Consider the following 19,528-nt stretch of genomic DNA (forward strand, 5'->3'; position numbering starts at 1 on the left):
TTTTTACCCCACCAATCGACAGGCGAAGCAGTTGGTTTGATCTTTACATGTAAAGCATGCGGGGGCGACAAGATCGAGCGAATCGTAGATAAATTTTTTCCAGAGTTTATCGGCGGGTTTGAGCTCGAAGAGTTTGGGAAAGTGGCATTTCATGTATTTGCCCATCTGCACACGGTTTTTAAAACCCATGTCTTCGTACAAGTGGCGTTCGCGCATCGACATTGCCGCAACGTGCGGGGCGATGACGTATTTGGAGTAACGATTTTTGGCGTAACCTTGCAAGAAGATCGTGACCGTCGCTTCTATCTTTAAGCGTTCTTCTTTCGTATAGGGGTTCATGCTTGTACCTTGTAAATTTTTTTGCGTTCTTTAGACGATGCGACGTTCATCAGCTTTCGGTATTTCGTAATCGTACGTCGGACCATTTTGATGTTGAAGCGTTTTTCAATCCGTTCGAGTAAATCGTCGTCGGTTAAAGGCTCTTCTTTGTTTTCGTATTCGATTTGTTGGTTAATAAAATTTTTGATCTCGGAAGAAGAGAGCTCTTTGGTCGCTACCGCGTTGGTAAAGAACGACTTTAGCGGGAAAATGCCCTGTTTCGATTCGACGTATTTGTTCGAAATTGCCCGTGAAATCGTCGATTCGGCGAAAGAGAGCTCATCGGCTAAATGACTCATATTGAGCGGCCTAAGCTCGCCTCCGACAAAAAAAGAGAGCTGCTTCTCGACGATTAAAAGCACGATTTTGTACAACGTACTTTTGCGTAGTTCCAGAAGATTGACGATGTCGCGTGCCTCTTTAAGTTTGTCCTTGATCGAGTCGTTTTTGCTCGAAAAAGGCTCTTGAATCACGATGTCGGGGTAATATTCGTTATTAATACGAAGCCGTATATCTTCATCCACTTCCACGTAAAAATCGGGAATAATTTGCTTGGGTGTGGCTTGATACTCCAATGCCGGAGGGTTGGAAAATTTCTTTAAAACCGCCCTTGCCTCTTCAAAACGGTGATGTTTGGAAAACTTATCGACTTTGTGCATCTGTTCGATCATCTTTAAAACCAAATGATACAGCTCGTCATCGACCTCGTCGCTCATTGCGTCGAGTTGAAACACGAACGATTCATGCGCATCCAAAGCGCCGACTCCATAAGGCTCGATTTTGGAAAAACGTTGTCGTATCCGCTCGACATAGTCGCTATACACGTTACAGGTGATCGCGATTTGTTCGATATCGCCGTCAAAATAACCCTCTTCATTGATGTCGCACAGTATCTCGTGGGCGACTTTTTGCGAAACGGGTGTGGGAAAAAGCGGCGGAACAATTTGTTCGAGTATCTTTTCATGCAAAGACTCATGGCTCAACACCAACTCTTCTACCATGCCGTGACTGCTAGCACCCATCGTATGCTCATACGGGCGTTTGACCTCTAAAAACGGATTTTCGTACGAAAGCGTTTCGAGATGCGTGCTTAACTCTTGAAGAGGTAGCTGTAACAACGGGAGCCAAAGTTTGAGCGAGAGGTTGAGACTCTGCTTTTGTTTAAATTCTAGATTGATACTTCTCATGCAAAAAGTATGCCCTATTTATGAGCTATTTTCGTTTTTTTCTTGATTAATTTTTATGCATTTTAAAAGAGATTTTACAAAAATGTAACAGAGATTCGACACGGGGGAAAAAGAGGCTACGCGGGATGTTTGGATGCGTAGCGACTCTTGAAAAGAAGGATTAGTATTTGATACGAACGACGCCGTTTGGCTTTTCGATTTTCATCTGGCATGAAAGGCGCGTATTGGGTGTACATGTACTTGCAAGTATCTCTTTTAAAACCTTGATCTCTTTGTCGGTTTTAGGCGATAAAAACTCCATACCTTGAACGATCTCCACGGCACACGTTCCGCATTGACCGTCACGACAGCCAAAGGGCAATGCGCTTCCGCTTGCTTCTACGACGTCTTGAATGGTAGCACCCGGTTTAACGTTGACGGCTAAAAAGTCGTTGACGATTTCTACTCTTGTTGTCATGGTTGATCCTTTACTTTTTAAATGGTTTAATCAAAACATCACCCTTAATCATCATCATCGAAGCGATGCGAATTTTCGGGCTTACGGTAAATTGTTGGCAAATATCGGCGTCATCTTGGCTAATCGCACCTAATTTGACGAGTTCGTCGAGCTCTTCGTCTTCCATATAACTCGTCGGTTCCTCATCGCTGATATGCTCAACGCTAATCAGACACGTCGAATGATCTTTGGGATCAAACGTAATAGGAATCCCTTTTTCTTTCGCTAAACGAACGACGGGTTCGCCGATTTTGGCATCGTAAATACCGTCTTTTTCCGCATCAAAATGCATAAAAATCACTTTGGCCATAACACTTCCTCCTTACTAAGATTTGTTTTTATAATGCTCACTCATCCACGCATGTTCTTCGGCTTCGAGATCGCGATACGGCTCCATCGCCTCTAATTCGTGTTCCCTACATCCGATCACTTCGACAACCGCTTCGGCGTCTAAAAAATGAACTTCGTAAACGCGTATGACTTGTAAAAAATCCCCGACGGATCGGATATAACCGATCGAGCCTTTTTGAATCATCACTTCGCCGATTTGAAGGTACGGATAAGTTCCGTCATTTTTCACGTCTTCAAGCAATTTCACTTTCTGTCCGAGAAAAAACTTTGCTTTGGCTTCGTCTTTGCCCGACAACTTTGCGGTAACCGTATCGTGTAACACGACGCTTGGATCAACAATCACAACTGCCTCCTTTTTGCGAAGACGTCGTACACGAAGCACACCCTTTGGCATGTCCGTCTTCCGCCATACCCCACACTTCCGCGGCACTCGGGGAATGCCCGTGTTTATAGTCCATATAAACGCGCATCAAAGCAAACTTCAAAAAATCCATCAAGTATTTTTCATCGCCTTTGTAAAACTCAAAACCCTTTTTAATCAACGTGCCGTACTCTTTCATAATGTGAAAACGCTTAACGTGAACGATGTGCTCGTCATACTCGATAGCAAAAAAATCAAAGTAGTCTTCTGCCGCTCTTAATTGATAAAATTGCTCCAGCGTTCTCATGTCGTATCCTTTACGCCAATTCTTTTTTAAGTTGCGCTATCCACGTTTCGATACGCTCTTCGGATTTGTCCTCTTCATTGATATTGTCAATAGCCAAACCGCAAAATTTATCTCCCACGCACGCCAAACTCGCCTCGTAATCGTAATCGCCAGCATCGACAAAACCGATAACCTTTGCACCCGCTTTGGAAAAAATCTGATAAAACTTGCCCAAAGCGCTGCAAAAATGTTCTCCGTGCGTCTTACTATCGCCCGCACCGAAAAACGCCATCGTTTTGCCTTTAAAGTCGATATTTTCGGAAGTAATTTCAAAAAGAGCGTCGACCCAGCTAAAGTGAACGTCGCCTTGTCCCCATGTCGAACTTCCGAAGAAAAGGACATCGAATTCCTCGAACTGCTCAACGCTATCGAAGTCGTCTTCCATTAAAACGCATGCATCGTCTTCGACCTCAAACGCTTCTTTCAACGCCTCGGCGATTTGTGTCGTATTGCCGCCCGCACTCGCGTAAAAAATACCGATATTTGCCATCGTTTTATCCTACTTTTAAAGTGTATTGTTCGTAAATTTCGATTGCGCTTTTAAGCATCTTACCGCCTTCTTTGACCACGTCTTCATACGTGCGAAAACTATAACGGTGCGCATCTTTAAAAAATTTATTCGTCACGACGATTTTATCCGCCAAGACGACCGCCCGACCGAAACCCTCGTGACTCATCTCCATCACGACCGAACACATGACACCCGTTTTGAGCTCAAACGCCAAAGCGATCGCTTGAAAAATGAGACGAATATCTTGAATCTGCATCTCATCGATGTCGGCAATGATGGGAACATTTTTAAGCTCTTCTTTGCTTTTGACGTATTTTTCGCACAAAAGCTCTTCATCGCTTTTTTTTGCCCACGTACCGAACTGATCGAGTGCTCTGGTTTGTGAAATCAGCGTTTCGATAAACAATTTTTCAAGCTCGTTCATAACCTATGCCCTTGCTTCTAAAATTTTTTTGATAAACGGAGGAGGATTGGTCGCCATCATAGAGGTGAGCTTTTCCAATTCGTCTTCGATGTTGACGACAGTTTTATATTTGATAGGGAAAATCTTTCCGTTGACGACTTTTGCCGCTGCCGCAGGTCCGATCTCGACACAGTACATAATATCGACATGTTCGTTAACGAGCATCTCGACTCTGCCCTCGGTGCGCTCTTCACCGGTCGGAATAACGCCGTGTAGACTATAACCGTTTGCATCGACGTCGTAAACGGCAAACTGCTCGCCTGAACCGAAATGTGCATCAATGTTTTTCAAATCGTTCGTAAAAAACGCTACTTTAACCATCGGTGTGTTCCTCCTATCCTTAAACTTACGGATGTATTTTCAAAAAGTGTTCCGTAGACAAATTTAGTTCCGATAAGATAAACTAAACAAAAATAATATGAGGAGTTTTTCTATGATAAGCTTTGAGCCGATCGGCGTTATCCACACGCCCTACCGTAACAATGCCCCTTACCAACCGGTTTCAAACGACGTCGGAGAATTTTATATCGATCTTTGCGAAGCCTATACGGACGGGCTTAAGGAGTTGTTGCGTTTTAAATATATCTATCTTCTGTTTTATATCGATCGGCTTCACGAAAAACCGAAAATGCGCTTTACGCCGCCTTGGCTTAAAAACAAAGAGTTGGGTCTTTTTGCCACGCGTACGCCCAATCGCCCCAATCCTATCGGGCTTAGTATCGTAAAGCTGATTAACGTCATCGATCGTAAAATCATCGTATCGGGACTCGACGTCTTTGACGGTACGCCGCTTTTGGACATCAAACCCTATATTAAAGAGCTAGACGATAAAAGCGACGCCAATTACGGATGGCTAGACGACGTCGACAACAGGGAACATTTTATGTTGCACATCAAAGGAGTACCGCACGATTATTGACATGTCAAACCCAGCGTTCTTCTTAGGCGTTTCTAGCCAAGTTTATGGTAAGATATAACCCACCAACCTCTAAGGAGAACGTATGAAACGAGATAAAAGTATCGAGTTGCTCAATCGCGCTATTGCCGACGAGCTTGCCACGGTTCATCAGTACATGTTTTTTCATTTTCATTGTGACGATCAAGGATACGACTTACTTTCAACCCTTTTTAAACGTATCGCGATTGCCGAAATGCTTCATATCGAACGCTTAGCCGATCGCGTGCTTTTCTTAAAAGGAACCATCGAAATGAAAGCCGCCCAAGAGGTTCAACAAATTACCGACGTCAAAGCAATGCTTGAATTTGCACGTCAAGGCGAAGACGATGCGGTAACGATGTACAACCAATTTGCGATCGAGTGCGGCAATAACGCCGACAGCGTGACCAAAAAGCTCTTTGAAGAACTGGTCTTAGACGAAGAAGGACATTACGCCGAGTACGACGACGAGATGGATAATATGCTCAAATTCGGCGAGCAATACCTCGTCCTTCAATCCATGGAACGCAGTAAGAAAAAAGCGACGATGGCGGCCGCCGCCGCAACGACGGCAGAACCTGCCTGAGTCTTTTTTGGCATAGAAGCTCACGGCTTCTATGCTACCTTCCTTGTTTTTCCAGCAGTAAATACCGCTCGATTTTCAGCGGGTCTAAAATCGAAAGCATCTCCGCTTTTTCCTGTCCGGCATCTGATTTGACGATGGCTTTAGTGAGGGTATGTTGCCCGAGCATCGCTTGGTTCGTCTCGTCGATGCAACGAATGGGCACTTCGGGACTGTCTTACACCGCATCGATGACCAATCCGAAAGGATGATCGTCGTTTCCTTTCAAAACGATAATATAATTTTTTTCTTTATCGTAACTGCGTTCGTGTTGAAAATACTTCGCCAACGAAGCAACGGGGATCGTTTTGTTATTCCACGTAATCATACCGACGTAGATTTCGTCCGAACCGATCACTTTTGTGACATCTTGCCCTTCTAACGCGGCGTAGATCTGCTCGCTTTGTATCGCGTACAAATTCCCGTATAGCCAAAACGTCGAAAGATCGACGCTTTTTTCGCTTGCCGTGACTTTAGGATACGCATAATGTTTTGCGTGGACTTTTTTTGCCTCTTGCGACAAAGCGTTTTTATGTGCAATCCGAATACACACGACCGCAAAAACGTCGTTGACGTATCCGTCGCTGACTTTATACTCGCGATACCCCTTCGAAGCCGATTTCCCGATAATGTAATAATCATCGTCGATTAAAACGATTTTTTCGTTCGTGTCGCAAAAACGGCAACGCTCGCCTACGTTCATTTTAGGCGACGTCGATGCGATGATCGTTTGGGTTTTAGCTTCGATAAACAGTGCGAAAGAGCGTTCGTCTTCGCCAATCACGTCATGCAACATCGCCTCAAATTGCGCTTGAGCGTCAAAAACGATCGCAATGCCTCCCAATGCCTCTTTGTGCCCTTCGATAAAGATTGGAGCATTATAGATATACGTGTATTTGCCTTCGTACAGTTCGCTGGGTTCGAAGGCACTGACGACATACTCTTTAGAACTTTTTAACGCCAAGGTTTGAGCGATATAAGGCGCACCGATACGTTTCCCGACGAAATGCGCGTATTTTTCTTGACTGACCGCCAAAACACATCCTTGCGCATCGTATACAAGCAGGTGCGCATAAACGGTGTAAAGTGCGTTGATCGTGCTAAGAACATCGCTCATCTCGCGTCCGAACTCTTTTTTAATCGTACTAAAATCTTTATACTTAGCGCTAAAGGCTTTAATAAACACGGGACTGAGCGCCCACCAACGGCAATCGTTGGCACGCTCGTAAAGGTTGCGATCCATAATATCAATCGCCAACGTCGCACGAAACGCCGCATCGTTAATATACGAAGCCACCACCGTCCAATTCAAATTGCCGATTGACTCCTCAAAAGTCTTTTTCGTTTGTGCGCCCGTACGCGAGATCTCGTTGAGAAGCGATTTTGAAAACGAATTATCGCCGCTTTTTTGATTGGCGATTTGCACGTTTCCGTTCCAAATCGTCATATCGAGTTTGCGCTGAATCGCTTCGGCTTTGGAAGGGATATTCGTGAACTCTTCGGAAAAAAGCGACGAGTTTTTAATGATTTTTGTCTGTTCATCGCTAAAAGGCAAATGCGCTTGTTTTTTGGAAAATGCAAACAAAAGCGGTATGAGCGCGTGGGATTGCCATCCCAAACCGAAAAACCCCTGATACCCTTTGGTCTGCTTCGTACATACAACGTACTCTTGGGCTAAAAAGGGTACCGTATCGACTCGATTCAAAACGGTTTTGTGCGGCGTACACAAAGGGTAATGAAACGGGTTACTACTGTAAATCGTGCGATTTTTAGCGTCTAAGAGCAAAATATCCGTCCACGTTTCATGATCGATCAAAGGAGAGATAATCACGTGCATTTCGTCTTGAAATTTAAACACCAATCCCAGCACCGCCAAAGGTTTGCCCTGATCGTCGCAGACGCGGTAGGAGTAGATCAAACTCTCTTTGTCGTTGACGATGGGATAGATACCGAAATTTTCAACGTACTCTTTGGACGTGTTCAACGCCGTATCGATAAAACGCCGATCGATTTTCTTACCTAATTTTTCGCCGTGCGTCGAAGCGATGAGCGTACCGTCCAAATCAAACAAGAGCACGTCGTCGTAAACGCTGTATTTTTCGATGTACTCGGCAAACCGTGCTTGTATAGAAGCCAGCGCATCGCGTTGTGCGGGCGCGTCCATCATCGCAAAATCGCATAAGCTAACGTCCGTCGCCAAAAAACCGACGTCTGCGGTTCGTTCGAACAAATTGCGTATCAAAATATCGATGGCGACTTGCGCTTTGGAACACATTTCGGTCGAAAGTTTTTTAACGGTTTCTTCGCACAGTCGTCCTAAAAGTTGTTCGGAAAGTAAACTAAAGGCTTGTCGTGTTTCGGAAATATCCATACCGATGTTACTCATTTGCCCTAGTAAAGAGAGTAAATTCCATCGTTCGGAAAGTTGATCGAGTGCTTTTTGATAAGCAACCACCTCGGGGATAAAGGCATTGTAACGCGACGTGTCTCCTTCTTGAACCATACTCAAACCCCTTGTGTAAAGTAAATTATTGTGACGCTTGATGATGTACTAACAGATTGTTGACTTCGCACAAAAACGTACAACTACCCTCATACAAAATAGTGTTGCGAAGCCCGACGCCGACTTGCTCATAGTTGGGAAATCCTCGAATCAACAAAGCTTTATGGTAGCGATGGGCCAGACGTTCGCCGTGGAAGTTGGAAATCAACATGTCAGAAAGCGGCAAAGACGTTTCGACCTCTTCAAAATCGCCGATGCAAACTTCACATGTAAACTCTTCTTGAATCTCGCTTCGTTGCGCAATAAAGGCTTTAACGGAAGTGCCGACTTCTAACAACGCTTTGGCGATAGCGTATGCGCTATCGGGTTCGTCGGCGATGATCACTTTGCTTTTGCCTAAAACAAAATGGGTATCCAAAAGAACGTCTTGCAAACGCGCTCGCCAACGCTTGACACGGTTAGGAACGCTTTGAATGCCAAGATACGCCAACATTTCGGCGTAGAAGCGATCGCTGGCTTCCAAGCCCGTTAAGGTGTCAAAATGCACATGTTTCGTTTGCGCGTTTTTCTCCAAAAAAAGCTCGCCGCATTTTCGAACCGAACGCCCTATCGTGACAACAAGCCCGCAATCACCGAGTGCTTCGATGTCGTGTACTAAAATTCCGCCGCCGCTTAAAGAGCCTTGTTTTACGCCCAAATGTCCATCAAGCGAATCGCTTAGATCAGGCAGTGCAAACACGTCAAATCCCAATTCTTCCATCGCTTCTTTGAGTTTTTCGACTTCGATCGGACTCATATTGACGTTGGGGACGAGTAAGGCTTTCTCTTGTTTTACCTTGCTCGCAGGTGCGACGAGTTGCGTTATGATATTTTGAACGCTTAAGCTCCAACCGCTCTCCAATCCGCCTTCAAAATCGGGCGTATGTACGTAAACGATTTTTTGCTTTTCCTTCAAAAGCAGCGTTGCGCCTTTGATGTCATCCCCTTTGGTTTCGGTCATTCCCGTCGTAAAAAGACCGACCAAATCGGGCGTCGTTTTTTTCGTAATGTTCTCGATCGCTTCGGAGATGCCCCTTTCCCCGCCGTCGATCACCGCGCTAATATCGTTGACCGCGGTTGTTTGAATCGCGATCGGGTCGTTAAAGTGACGCGTAAAAAGCACTTTCGTAAACGAAGCGCACCCTTGCGCTCCGTGCATTAAAGGCATACAGTTTTTGATCCCTAAAAACGCCAAGGTCGCACCCATCGGTTGCGAAAGCTTCAGCGGATTGACATGTAAGGGTTTAAGCGTGTTTGTTTTTGCCTCTTTCAACGAAAATGCCGTACTCATATGATCCTCCTAAGCCGCTTCCCACGGTGCTTGTGTTCCGACGAGTTTAAAAACGGGATTGCGTAACGCCGCACAAACGTCGAGTGCTAGATTTTCAAGTCCGCCGTACGCTCCGTAACTCATTTTTTTCTCTTGATTGACGTCGACAAAGGCGATGCGCTTCTTAATCGCCGTATAAAGGCTACGCCCGCCCGCTAATAAAATATCGACCTTATGTTCGTCGATGAGACGCGGTTGTTCGGTTGCGGGACTTTTAAACACGATCGGCACGTACTCTTTGGCAATGGCGATGTCTTCTTCGGTCGCCTTTTGAATCGACGTCGCAACCACGTCGATGCCGATGTCTTGAAGTGCCGAAGCGATCGACCACGACTTGTTGCCGCCGGTATTTAAAATCGCTTTTTTCCCTTTAAGCAACAATCGATACGGAGCTAAACGCTCCTCGAGCTTTGCCTCTTCTTCGGCGATAATCCGCTCGGCGCGTGCCGACAAATCCGCATCTCCAAACGCGTTGACGATGGAGCGAATGGCGTTGGAGGTATCGCGCTTACCGTAAAACGAAACACTCACGTAAGGAATACCGTAACGCTCTTGCATCTTGCGGCACAAGGTCACTAACGACTTCGCACAGACGATCACGTTGAGCTTGGCGGTATGCGCTTGTTGGATCGCCTCGATACGTCCGTCACCCGAAAGCGTCGAAACGACGTGAATGCCGATACGCTCTAAAATCGGACGGTATTGCCACATATCTCCCGTCACGTTGTAATCGCCGATCAAATTAATACCGTAAGGATGAATCGTCTCAGGCTCTTTCGTGCCGATGAGTGCGTCCAAAACCGCTTCGCCGGCAAGTCTTGAGCCAAGGTTTTTACTGCCGACGAATCCGGGAGCATGCACCGCAACGATCGGAAGACCGAACTGCTCTTGTGCAACCTTACATGTATAGTCGATGTTGTCCCCGATCATCGCCGTAACGCATGTTTCGTAGACAAAAATCGCCTTAGGCTTTTTATGCTCTACGATGTACGCCAAAGCCGAAGCTAGCTTCTTGTCGCCGCCGAAAATGATGTCTTGCGTCGTCACGTTCGTGCAATATCCCAAAGGCGTATTGTTCTCGCCTTGATAGCTTGTAAGCGTTGCTCGTGTTTCCCACGAAGCACCAAGACAGGTGTCCGGACCGTGTACGAGGTGCACGGCGTCGGCATAAGGAAAGAGGGATATTTGCGCTCCTTCAAACGCACACCCTCCGCTTGTCGCTCCGGGTTTGGGTTTATCACAGCTACTTTTTTTGGTTTTGTTATGAGAACAAGCACTCTCGTTTAACAAATCCTTGATCAGTTTCGTATTTACCATATAGCTTAATTTGCAAGAGGTGTTCCTTTGACTTTTTTATCTCCAAAGGAACACCTTATGCAATGTAGAAAGCGTGTACCTTTAAAAACCCTTACTCAACGCGACCCTGATGCAAATATGCCCTTATTTGCCTCAGGGTTGATTTTTACAAAGGTTTTTTGAGAGACACTATTTTACATGTAAAGGATCTATCATGGCAGTCAAAATTACCGAACTTTGCATCAATTGCGACAGTTGTATCGACGAGTGCCCCGCAACCGCGATCGTAAGTGCATCCGATTCGCCTATCAACGGCGAAACAACGTACGTTAAGCCCGAAAAATGCATCGAATGTGCCGACGGTACGATGCCAAAATGTGCAGACGCCTGTCCGACAGAAGGAGCTATCGTTTGGGATATGCCTTATACGGCAGAATTTAACGCGTACTACGTATCGGGTCACGAAAGCGGTTTGTACAATATCCGCGAGCATAAGAAAAACGGCATCATGTTTCCCGAAGTTTCCCCTAAACCGTATCGCGAAGCTATCTCTATCGCTGATCGCCAAGCGCACGTTCCCGTTAACGCGTAAGGAAATACGATGAAAATAGCATTTGCATCAACGGACAATCTCCATGTCAACGACCATTTCGGATGGTGCAAATGCTTTTACATGTACGAACTTCATAACGACTCTTTTAGCTTTTTAAAAACGCTTCCTTCGCCGAACGAACACAGCGAAGAAGGCGATAAACTTGCCTATAAAATTGCCTGTTTGGAAGATGCGAATATCCTCTGTGCTTCCCATATCGGACCGCGTGCTTCGCTCTTGGTCAAGGGCTCGGGTATTTTTGTTTTAAAAAGCGAAAAAGAGAACGAACCCATCGAGGATGTTTTAAACACACTTTTACGGCTCAAAAACACGCAACCTCCTTTGTGGATGCAAAGGTTTTTACATGCACCCTCTGCCTCTTGAAATCGCACCGGATATTTTTTACATAGGCGTACTCGATCCCGATATTCGAACGTTCGACATCGTGATGCACACCGCTAACGGCTCGAGCTATAACGCTTATTTGATTCAAACCAGCCAAGGCGTTATCATCGTCGATACCGTCAAAAAAGAGTTTCAGGAACTTTTTTTTAACCGCATCGAGTCTTTATGCGATTATGCGGCGATTCGCTACGTCATCGTTCATCACATCGAGCCCGATCATTCGGGGGCACTTCCCGAACTCATTGCGCGCGCACCGCATGCTAAAGTCTTGATATCGCCGCAAGCCACGACGATGCTCAAAGCCCTTACCGGAAGCGAAAATATCGACTTTGAAACGATCTGGACCAACAAACAACTGCGTTTAGGAAACAAAACCTTAACGTTTTTGAGCACGCCTTATTTGCATTGGCCCGAGACGATGAGTTCGTACGTCGAAGAGGACAAACTGCTCTTTAGCGGCGACGTTTTCGGGGCGCACTATTGCGATCGACGCCTTTTTAACGATAAAGTGGGCGATTTTTGGTATGCGTTTGAATATTATTACGACCATATTATGCGCCCGTTTCAAAGCTATGTGAAAAGTGCGCTTAAACTCTACGATCGCTTGGATATTCAAACGATCGCGCCGCTTCACGGTCCGATCATTCGCGAAAATCCTTCCACGTATATCGAAGCATACCGTCAATGGAGCACCAAGCTCGAACGCCATAAAGAGGGGCAAAAAGTTCTCTCGATTTTTTATTTGACGAGCTACAAAAACACGCAAGAGATGGCGCAAGCCATTTACGAGGGTGCGGAGAGCGTGGAAAACATCGTAACCAATATCTACGATTTGGCGTCTATCGAAGAGCAAAATATGATTCGGATTCTGGAAGAGAGCGACGGATTTTTAATCGGAACGCCGACCATTAACGCCGATGCGCCCAAACCGGTCTGGAATCTGCTTTCGTGTTTGATGTTTTTGGATAAGCAAGGTAAAAGTGCCGGAGCGTTCGGCTCTTACGGCTGGAGCGGCGAAGCCATTGATCATATTCTTGCGCGCTTGAAAGCTCTCAAACTCAGGGTTCCTCCGCTAGAACCGATGAAAATCAAGCTGATTCCTACCGAAGAAGAGCTTCAACGATGCTTTTGTTACGGCGTCGAATTTGCCGAAATTTTAAACGGTAAAATGATCGAAATCGATCTGGCGTAACAAGGCGTTAGTTGAGCAGCTCTTGTTGCGGCTTACCGATAAAATACCCTTGAAATTCGTCGATACCTAAGGGAATCAACGTATCGAAAACCGCTTCGTTATGCACAAACTCGGCAATCGTTTTGATTTGCAAAGCTTTGGCAAACGAGACGATCGCTTTGACCAACTGAAACGATTGGGTATCGTGATCGATGTCTTTAATCAAGCTCCCGTCGATTTTCAAGTAAGCCGGATGTATCTCCATAATGTTGGTAAAGTTGGAATACCCCGTCCCAAAATCGTCGATCGCAATAGGCGCTTTTTCATACTTGACGTATTTTAAAAAATGCTTGATCGTATTAAAATCTCCGATTTTTTCACTTTCTACAACCTCAAACACCAAGTTAAATCGTTGATGCTTCTCTTGGTAATCGATGATTTTCGCACGCACGCAATCGCGAATCTCTTTATTGAGCATATCCCGAAAACTAAAATTGATCGAAAAATCAAGATCTAAGTTGGCTTGTGCTTTTTCGAGAACTTTTTCGATCATACAAAAACTTAACATGTCATACTGTTTCGTTCGGCGCGCAATATCGAGAAAATAGTACGGAGAGACGTATTGCTCCACTCCAAATTTATCTTTCGTGCGAATGCGAATCAACGCCTCATACTTGACGATGCGCTTATCGGCATTGCAAATCGGCTGAAAGAACGGAACGACGTTGTCTTGGTTAAGCGTGTCGTTAATGACGTCTTGCCAATAAAAATCGTTCGATAAGGATTCGGTTTCGTCAAGATTGCTTGTATAAACGACGAAACTTTTTCCCGTTTGCTTGGCAAAATCAAGTGCGGTAAACGCTTTATTGAAAAGATTTTCCTGATCGAACGTCACGCCCATCGAGATATGAATCAAGATTTTTTCGCTTAACGCGTCGACTTTTAACTCCAAACCGTCGAGGGCCTCCAAGGTTGCTTGAACGTCTTCGTAAATCTTTTCGGGATCGAGCTGTTGATCGATCGAGAGCATCACAAATTCGTTGGTCGCAATGCGAAACGCGCTGTAAAAAAGAGACTGCGCCACCTCTTTTAAAACGTCTGCAAAGGCTTTAAGGATATCGTTGCCGATCTCCATACCGTAGAGTTTATTGTAATTTTTAAATTGATCGATCGTAATCAGGAAAAGAGCCGGTACGTCGTCGGAGGAAATCTCTTTCAACATTAAATCGAGTGCGTTTTTATTGGAAAGTTTGGTTAAAGGGTCACTGTAACGTTGCTCTTCAAGCGCATGATTTTGCGTCAAAATCGTCTGTTCCAAACCGTACATGTAAGCTTTGGTCTCTTGCTTCATCACGATCGTCTCGACGGTGGAAGAAAGCGTTTCAAAAAATTGGTCGAGTTCGAGGGGTTTTAAAATATAGCCGTTGACGTTTAAGCGAATCGTTTCGATGAAGAACTCGCTGTCGTTATACGCGGAAGTAACGATCGTTGCGACGTCGCGAGAGTGTTTGCGTATGTTAGCGATTAACTCTAGACCGTTCATTTTCGGCATTTTGATATCGCTCATCACCAAATCGTAAGGTCGTCTTGCTTCAAGAAAGAGTCGATACGCCTCTTCTCCGTCTTGTGCCGTGTCGATGTGTTCAAAAAAATCTTTTAAAATATCCAACATCGAACAACGAATTTCTTCGTCATCTTCAGCGTATAAAAGAAAAAGCGGTTTAGTGCGTATTTTTAACGCCTCAATATCAGAAAAATTCATTAGCATGCCCCAAGCTAGATACACGAAGTATAGCGGACAAAACTTCGTGTATTATCAGCTCATTATGAGGATCGTTAGAGAAACCTCTATTTATAAGACAAGCCTATAACCCGTTCCGTATTCTGTCATCAGATAAATCGGCTTTTTTGGGTTATCTCCCAACTTTTTGCGAATATTTTGGATATGGTAATTTAACGATTGAGGAGAACTGAGAGAGGAGAGATGAATGGCTAAAACGTTACGATAAACCACGCGATTTTTATTTTCTATGAGGAAAGCAAGAATTTTATATTCGATGGCGGTCAAGGAGAGCGGTTGTTGGTTAAATAAAATCGTCTGCGTATTGTAATCGATCGCCAAACTTTTTCTAGCGACGTCCAATTTGATGCGCGAACAACGTTTTAAAATCGCCCAAATACGTACTTCTAGCTCCTCCAAAACGAAAGGCTTGCATAAATAATCGTCCACGCCGAAACGAAAAGCCTGTATTTTGATCGCGGTGTCGTTATAGGCACTTAACACGATAATCGGAATGGAACTTTGGTTGTTGATCTGTTTAATCACTTCCAAACCGCTAAAATCGGGCAGGCTTAAATCCAACAAAAGCATGTCGTAAGCATGAAGCGAGAGTTTTAAAAGCCCGTCCACCGCCGTCTCCGAAACGTCGACCTCAAACCCGACATTCTCCATAAAATGCACCGTTTGATTTGCGGCATCGCAATCGCTTTGCACTAAAAGAATCTTAATTTTTTTTTGCATTCGTCCTAACCGCCCAAAAATTCATTGTAAACATTATACACCAAAGAAAGGTGCTATTTTGCCAACAACCGTTTAAAACCAAGCTTATAGCTTATGAAATGCACTCATCGAGTAACTACGAAACCTTAAAAGCATTGACGCGTCCAAGGAACACTTCGTGCACTTTTTAGACAAAATCACTTCAAAGGATCGCACATGAGTTGCTCTTGCTCATCCTCAACCAATACACAAAACGAGCTGCATGCGAGCATCTTACAAAAGATTAACAACCACCCTTGTTACTCTCAAGACGCTCATCAACATTATGCGCGTATCCACGTAGCGGTTGCTCCCGCTTGTAACATCCAATGCAACTACTGCAACCGCAAATACGACTGTTCCAACGAAAGTCGTCCGGGCGTGACCAGTTACAAACTTAAGCCCGAAGAAGCCGTCAAAAAAGTCTTACATGTAGGCGGACTCATCCAACAACTAAGCGTCGTAGGCATCGCAGGTCCGGGGGACGGTCTTGCCAATCCGAAACAAACCTTTGAGACCTTTGCACTTTTGAAAAAATATGCTCCGGACATCAAACTGTGTCTTTCCACCAACGGTTTGATGATTCATAAACATATCGATGAGATCGCTAAGTACACCATTGAACACGTGACGGTTACGTTAAACAGCGTCGACGAAAGCGGTGAAATCGGCGCAAAAATCTATCCGTGGGTGTTTTACGAACACAAAAAACACCGCGGCGTCGAGGGTGCAAAACTGCTTCTTGAAAAGCAGCTTTTGGGCATTAAGATGCTCGTTGAACGCGGTATTTTGGTTAAAGTCAACTCCGTCCTCATTCCGGGCATCAACGACGAGCACCTTCCTTTGGTCGCCAAAAAAGTCAAAGAACTCGGCGTTTTTATTCAAAACGTTATGCCGTTGATCTCCAAACCGGAATTCGGTACGAAATTCGGCTTAGACGGCGTTCCGAGCGCAACGCACAAACAGTTGATGAAAGCACAAGAAGCGTGCGACGTTAACGTCAAAATGATGCGTCATTGCCGTCAGTGCCGTGCCGATGCGGTCGGACTTTTAGGCGAAGATCGAAGCGACGAGTTTTTTAAAGAGAGTTTTGTAGAGAAAAGTTTTGAAGAACTTTCCCACCATTATAATCTCAATCAGCGTATGAAGACACACGAAAATATCGAAACGTGGCGTCGTGCGCTTCGTGCGGCGAACGGCCGCGTGCTTCAAGAAGAAGCCCTTGACAAGCACGCGCTTAGCTCCACGGGAGAGACCAAACTCATTGCCGTGACGACACGCGGAAACGGGCTGATCAACGATCATTTCGGAAGCGCGAAAGAGTTTTTAATTTACGAAGCGGGCGATAAAGCAATTAAGTTTTTGATGCACCGCAAAGTCGAAAAAGCGTACTGCATGGGTAAAGAAGGATGCGACGGAACGTATCCGATCGACGAGATCAAGCAAACGTTGCAAGATTGTGATCTGTTACTCACGCAAAAAATCGGCGAATGCCCGCAAAAAGAGCTCAATAGCATTCAGCTGACATGCGATGAGAGTTTTGCGGACGAACCCATCGAGATTTCCGTTTTGAAAGGTGCGCGAAAACACTTTTATACCGCTTCTTAAGAAGCAAAGGATACGGCTATGATTATCAACGATACGACGCTTCGAGACGGGGAACAAGCCCCTTACGTCGCTTTCAATACGGATGAGAAAATCGCCATCGCATCGGCATTATACCTTGCCGGAGCAGACGAACTTGAGGTCGGAATTCCGGCAATGGGCGTAAAAGAACAAGCCGACATTAAAGAGATTTTGGCACTCGATCTTCCGCTGCGCATTATGAGCTGGAACCGCGCCACGATGAGCGACCTTGAAGCCTCCCTTGCCTGCGGTCTGAAAGCGGTCGATCTGTCGATTCCGGTTTCGGATATTTTGATCGAGGCAAAATTTAAAGGCGATAAAACACGCCTCTTAAAGAACCTCGAAGAAGTCTTACATGTCAGTCGATCCGAGGGACTTTTTACCTGCATCGGCGGCGAAGACAGTTCGCGTGCCGATCTGGGCTTTTTAAAAGAAGTCATGAGCTTAGGCGCCCAAGAGGGAGCCGATCGGTTTCGCTACTGCGATACGGTCGGTATTATGCGTCCGCATCAGATTTACGAGCATATTTTCGCACTGTGCGATCTTCACCTTTTAGAGATCGAAATGCACACGCATAACGATTTCGGGATGGCAACCGCCAATGCGATCAGCGGCTTGGAAGCGGGAGCTATCAGCGTCAACACGACCGTCATCGGGCTAGGCGAACGCGCCGGAAACGCCAGCTTCGAACAAACGCTCATGGCACTAACCCATCTTTTCGGAGAAGCGCGTACGGTTGACGCTAAAGCACTTCATCACGTCGTCTCTTTGGTACAAAAAGCCGCACATCAGACCATTTCGCCGACCATGCCCATCGTCGGGAAAAACATCTTTTCGCACGAATCGGGCATTCACGTCAACGGCATGATCAAACACGAACAAGCCTATGAAGCCTTCTCACCGCAAAGCGTGGGCATGAAACGCACCTATCCGATCGGCAAACATTCGGGCAGCTCCACCCTCGTGTATCATCTGCGCGCTATGGGTGTTGAACCCGAACACGAAGTCGTCAATCGCATTTTACCGACCGTACGGGAATTGGTTACGGAGCGTAAAAAAGTCCTCAACAAAAAAGAACTTAAGGCACTTTACAACGCACATAAAGCCGGATAAAGCGATGCACGAGTACGCCTCTAAAATCATTTGCGAATGCGGGCAAAAAACGATCCAAGACGCCGTCGACATTTTCAAATCGACGACGCTCCCGTATAAAAAAGCCAAAAAACTAGTGACCGAATGCAATCAAACCTGTTGTCGAAGACCGCTGATGGCCCTTTTCAACATGGTCGAATTCGGAGAAATCGATTATGAAGAGATTGCCTTTTTAATCGATCAAAAAAACAATCGCCGCGACGAAACGGAAGGAGAAAACGATGGCTGATGGAATTCGCGATTTTGCCGCATGGATCAAGTCTCAAGGTTTGGAACATACGCTACCGCGCGATTTAAGTAAACTCGAGGGACTTACGACCTTGGATTTGAGTCGCAAAAAGCTCAAAAGCCTTCCGGAGAGCATCGGCGCACTTCAAGAATTAAGCATTCTCAAGCTCTCGGGCAATCGCTTAAGCGAACTGCCCGAGAGCCTTTGTAGGCTTAAAAATTTGCGTAACCTCCAATGCGAAAACAACCTCTTAGAAAGCCTCCCCGAAGCAATCGGAGACCTCTCTTCCTTGGTCATCCTCAATCTCAACGGCAACCAACTCAGCTCTCTTCCTTTGGGGTTTTACGAGTTGTGCAATTTGACGCGTTTAACCTTAGCGGTTAACCGATTGAGTCGTTTGGACGACGCGTTTAAAAACCTCAAAAAACTCTTACATGTCAGTTTGGATACCAACTATTTCGCTCATTTGCCCGAAGTGTTCGGCTCAATGCAGTCGCTTTATTATCTGGATCTTTCTTTCAACAAACTTCATGCACTTCCGCAATCGCTCGGCGAAATCCAAGAACTAGAAACGCTGATTCTAGAAGGCAATCTTTTATGCGATTTGCCCGCCTTGGAAGTGCATGACATGTTAGTCAAACTCAACCTTGCGTCCAACAATCTCTCTTCGATCGATATCGATTTTTCCAAACTCGAAGATTTGCAAATCCTCTCTTTAGAAAACAACCGACTTGAGAGCGTGCCCGACTCGCTTTGTTCACTCCAAAAATTGACCTCGCTCGATCTGAGTGCTAACCGCCTCAAAAGCCTGCCCGAATGCATCGGAAAGCTGGAAAACCTCTACGAACTCGATGTCGAGGAAAATGCCCTCAGTTCGCTTCCCGAATCGATCAAAGAGCTCAAACACCTCAAAAACCTCTACATTGCCGGCAACCGAGGGCTTAAACGTCCCAAGCTTACTTCGCTGGAATACTGCGACGTAGAATAAGGAGTT

Annotated in this window: 24 protein-coding genes; 9 read left to right on the top strand and 15 right to left on the bottom strand. The window is 45.5% G+C overall.

Translation table 11 applies throughout. The annotated features are described in order from the left end of the window. Positions 1–3 precede the first annotated feature (3 nt). The 9 genes from OA34_RS09230 to OA34_RS09270 form a co-directional block, all read right to left on the bottom strand. The gene (locus OA34_RS09230; RefSeq protein ID WP_039674645.1) at positions 4–339 is read right to left on the bottom strand and encodes a nitrogen fixation protein NifQ; all 336 of its coding nucleotides are present in this window, start codon (positions 337–339) and stop codon (positions 4–6) included. After that, the gene (locus tag OA34_RS09235) at positions 336–1,565 is read right to left on the bottom strand and encodes an RNA polymerase factor sigma-54 (RefSeq protein ID WP_041962456.1); all 1,230 of its coding nucleotides are present in this window, start codon (positions 1,563–1,565) and stop codon (positions 336–338) included. Before OA34_RS09235 ends, OA34_RS09230 begins: the two co-directional genes overlap by 4 nt. Positions 1,566–1,725: 160 nt before the next feature. Then, positions 1,726–2,022, bottom strand: coding sequence for a 2Fe-2S iron-sulfur cluster-binding protein (locus OA34_RS09240; RefSeq protein WP_039674647.1), 297 nt, complete (start codon positions 2,020–2,022; stop codon positions 1,726–1,728). A 10-nt stretch (positions 2,023–2,032) separates the two neighbouring features. After that, on the bottom strand, positions 2,033–2,371 hold the full coding sequence (locus OA34_RS09245; RefSeq protein WP_039674649.1) for a hypothetical protein: 339 nt from the start codon (positions 2,369–2,371) through the stop codon (positions 2,033–2,035). Between the two features lie 15 nt (positions 2,372–2,386). Next, positions 2,387–2,755: a nitrogen fixation protein NifZ gene (locus OA34_RS09250; RefSeq protein WP_286682957.1), complete on the bottom strand. Its 369-nt coding sequence runs from the start codon at positions 2,753–2,755 to the stop codon at positions 2,387–2,389. Continuing rightward, positions 2,745–3,080, bottom strand: coding sequence for a nitrogenase-stabilizing/protective protein NifW (locus OA34_RS09255; protein WP_039674651.1), 336 nt, complete (start codon positions 3,078–3,080; stop codon positions 2,745–2,747). The genes OA34_RS09250 and OA34_RS09255 overlap by 11 nt, the downstream gene beginning before the upstream one ends. Positions 3,081–3,090: 10 nt before the next feature. Then, positions 3,091–3,609 carry a flavodoxin gene (locus tag OA34_RS09260; protein WP_039674653.1) on the bottom strand — a complete coding sequence of 173 codons (519 nt, stop codon included), beginning with the start codon at positions 3,607–3,609 and terminating at the stop codon, positions 3,091–3,093. 4 nt (positions 3,610–3,613) lie between these two features. Further along, complete coding sequence (locus OA34_RS09265) at positions 3,614–4,054, bottom strand: NifX-associated nitrogen fixation protein (protein WP_039674655.1); 441 nt, start codon at positions 4,052–4,054, stop codon at positions 3,614–3,616. A 3-nt stretch (positions 4,055–4,057) separates the two neighbouring features. After that, positions 4,058–4,414: a NifB/NifX family molybdenum-iron cluster-binding protein gene (locus OA34_RS09270; RefSeq protein ID WP_039674657.1), complete on the bottom strand. Its 357-nt coding sequence runs from the start codon at positions 4,412–4,414 to the stop codon at positions 4,058–4,060. 112 nt (positions 4,415–4,526) lie between these two features. Here OA34_RS09270 and tsaA point away from each other — a divergent pair, with 112 nt between their 5' ends. Together tsaA and OA34_RS09280 are read left to right on the top strand one after the other, a co-directional pair. Further along, the gene (gene tsaA, locus OA34_RS09275) at positions 4,527–5,012 is read left to right on the top strand and encodes a tRNA (N6-threonylcarbamoyladenosine(37)-N6)-methyltransferase TrmO (RefSeq protein WP_039674659.1); all 486 of its coding nucleotides are present in this window, start codon (positions 4,527–4,529) and stop codon (positions 5,010–5,012) included. A gap of 82 nt (positions 5,013–5,094) precedes the next feature. Then, positions 5,095–5,616 (top strand): ferritin-like domain-containing protein, encoded by a 522-nt coding sequence (locus tag OA34_RS09280; RefSeq protein WP_039674661.1) that lies wholly within the window; start codon positions 5,095–5,097, stop codon positions 5,614–5,616. 34 nt (positions 5,617–5,650) lie between these two features. On the opposite strand, the gene OA34_RS13740 is transcribed toward OA34_RS09280, so the two are convergent. Genes OA34_RS13740 through OA34_RS09295 form a run of 4 tightly spaced genes read right to left on the bottom strand, consistent with a single transcriptional unit; the run spans position 5,651 to position 10,841 of the window. Then, complete coding sequence (locus tag OA34_RS13740) at positions 5,651–5,818, bottom strand: hypothetical protein (RefSeq protein WP_286682958.1); 168 nt, start codon at positions 5,816–5,818, stop codon at positions 5,651–5,653. Positions 5,819–5,830: 12 nt separating this feature from the next. Next, positions 5,831–8,155, bottom strand: coding sequence for a chemotaxis protein CheW (locus tag OA34_RS09285; protein ID WP_039674662.1), 2,325 nt, complete (start codon positions 8,153–8,155; stop codon positions 5,831–5,833). A 25-nt stretch (positions 8,156–8,180) separates the two neighbouring features. Then, entirely contained in the window at positions 8,181–9,485 is a 1,305-nt protein-coding gene (nifN, locus tag OA34_RS09290) for a nitrogenase iron-molybdenum cofactor biosynthesis protein NifN (RefSeq protein WP_286682959.1), read from the bottom strand. Positions 9,486–9,494: 9 nt separating this feature from the next. Next, positions 9,495–10,841, bottom strand: coding sequence for a nitrogenase component 1 (locus OA34_RS09295; RefSeq protein WP_039674665.1), 1,347 nt, complete (start codon positions 10,839–10,841; stop codon positions 9,495–9,497). Positions 10,842–11,034: 193 nt separating this feature from the next. Between OA34_RS09295 and OA34_RS09300 the strand changes: the two genes are divergently transcribed. The 3 genes from OA34_RS09300 to OA34_RS09310 are packed head-to-tail and all read left to right on the top strand — an operon-like array spanning position 11,035 to position 13,009. Next, the gene (locus tag OA34_RS09300) at positions 11,035–11,412 is read left to right on the top strand and encodes a DUF362 domain-containing protein (RefSeq protein WP_039674667.1); all 378 of its coding nucleotides are present in this window, start codon (positions 11,035–11,037) and stop codon (positions 11,410–11,412) included. A 9-nt stretch (positions 11,413–11,421) separates the two neighbouring features. After that, a complete protein-coding gene (locus OA34_RS09305) occupies positions 11,422–11,796 on the top strand; it encodes a NifB/NifX family molybdenum-iron cluster-binding protein (RefSeq protein WP_039674668.1) in 375 nt (124 codons plus the stop codon). Continuing rightward, entirely contained in the window at positions 11,777–13,009 is a 1,233-nt protein-coding gene (locus OA34_RS09310) for an FprA family A-type flavoprotein (protein WP_039674671.1), read from the top strand. The genes OA34_RS09305 and OA34_RS09310 overlap by 20 nt, the downstream gene beginning before the upstream one ends. A 7-nt stretch (positions 13,010–13,016) precedes the next feature. On the opposite strand, the gene OA34_RS09315 is transcribed toward OA34_RS09310, so the two are convergent. Together OA34_RS09315 and OA34_RS09320 are read right to left on the bottom strand one after the other, a co-directional pair. Further along, on the bottom strand, positions 13,017–14,750 hold the full coding sequence (locus OA34_RS09315) for an EAL domain-containing response regulator (RefSeq protein ID WP_039674673.1): 1,734 nt from the start codon (positions 14,748–14,750) through the stop codon (positions 13,017–13,019). A 90-nt stretch (positions 14,751–14,840) separates the two neighbouring features. Continuing rightward, positions 14,841–15,509 carry a response regulator transcription factor gene (locus OA34_RS09320; protein WP_039674675.1) on the bottom strand — a complete coding sequence of 223 codons (669 nt, stop codon included), beginning with the start codon at positions 15,507–15,509 and terminating at the stop codon, positions 14,841–14,843. A gap of 195 nt (positions 15,510–15,704) precedes the next feature. On the opposite strand from OA34_RS09320, the gene nifB reads away from it, so the two are divergent. The 4 genes from nifB to OA34_RS09340 are packed head-to-tail and all read left to right on the top strand — an operon-like array spanning position 15,705 to position 19,522. Further along, positions 15,705–17,135: a nitrogenase cofactor biosynthesis protein NifB gene (nifB, locus tag OA34_RS09325; RefSeq protein WP_039674677.1), complete on the top strand. Its 1,431-nt coding sequence runs from the start codon at positions 15,705–15,707 to the stop codon at positions 17,133–17,135. Positions 17,136–17,153: 18 nt separating this feature from the next. Next, the gene (gene nifV / locus OA34_RS09330) at positions 17,154–18,266 is read left to right on the top strand and encodes a homocitrate synthase (protein WP_039674679.1); all 1,113 of its coding nucleotides are present in this window, start codon (positions 17,154–17,156) and stop codon (positions 18,264–18,266) included. A 4-nt stretch (positions 18,267–18,270) separates the two neighbouring features. Next, on the top strand, positions 18,271–18,534 hold the full coding sequence (locus OA34_RS09335; RefSeq protein ID WP_039674681.1) for a hypothetical protein: 264 nt from the start codon (positions 18,271–18,273) through the stop codon (positions 18,532–18,534). Further along, positions 18,527–19,522 (top strand): leucine-rich repeat domain-containing protein, encoded by a 996-nt coding sequence (locus tag OA34_RS09340; RefSeq protein WP_039674683.1) that lies wholly within the window; start codon positions 18,527–18,529, stop codon positions 19,520–19,522. Before OA34_RS09335 ends, OA34_RS09340 begins: the two co-directional genes overlap by 8 nt. The last annotated feature ends 6 nt before the right edge of the window (positions 19,523–19,528 follow it).

The organism is Sulfurospirillum sp. MES, from assembly GCF_000789415.1.
Lineage (GTDB): Bacteria > Campylobacterota > Campylobacteria > Campylobacterales > Sulfurospirillaceae > Sulfurospirillum > Sulfurospirillum cavolei.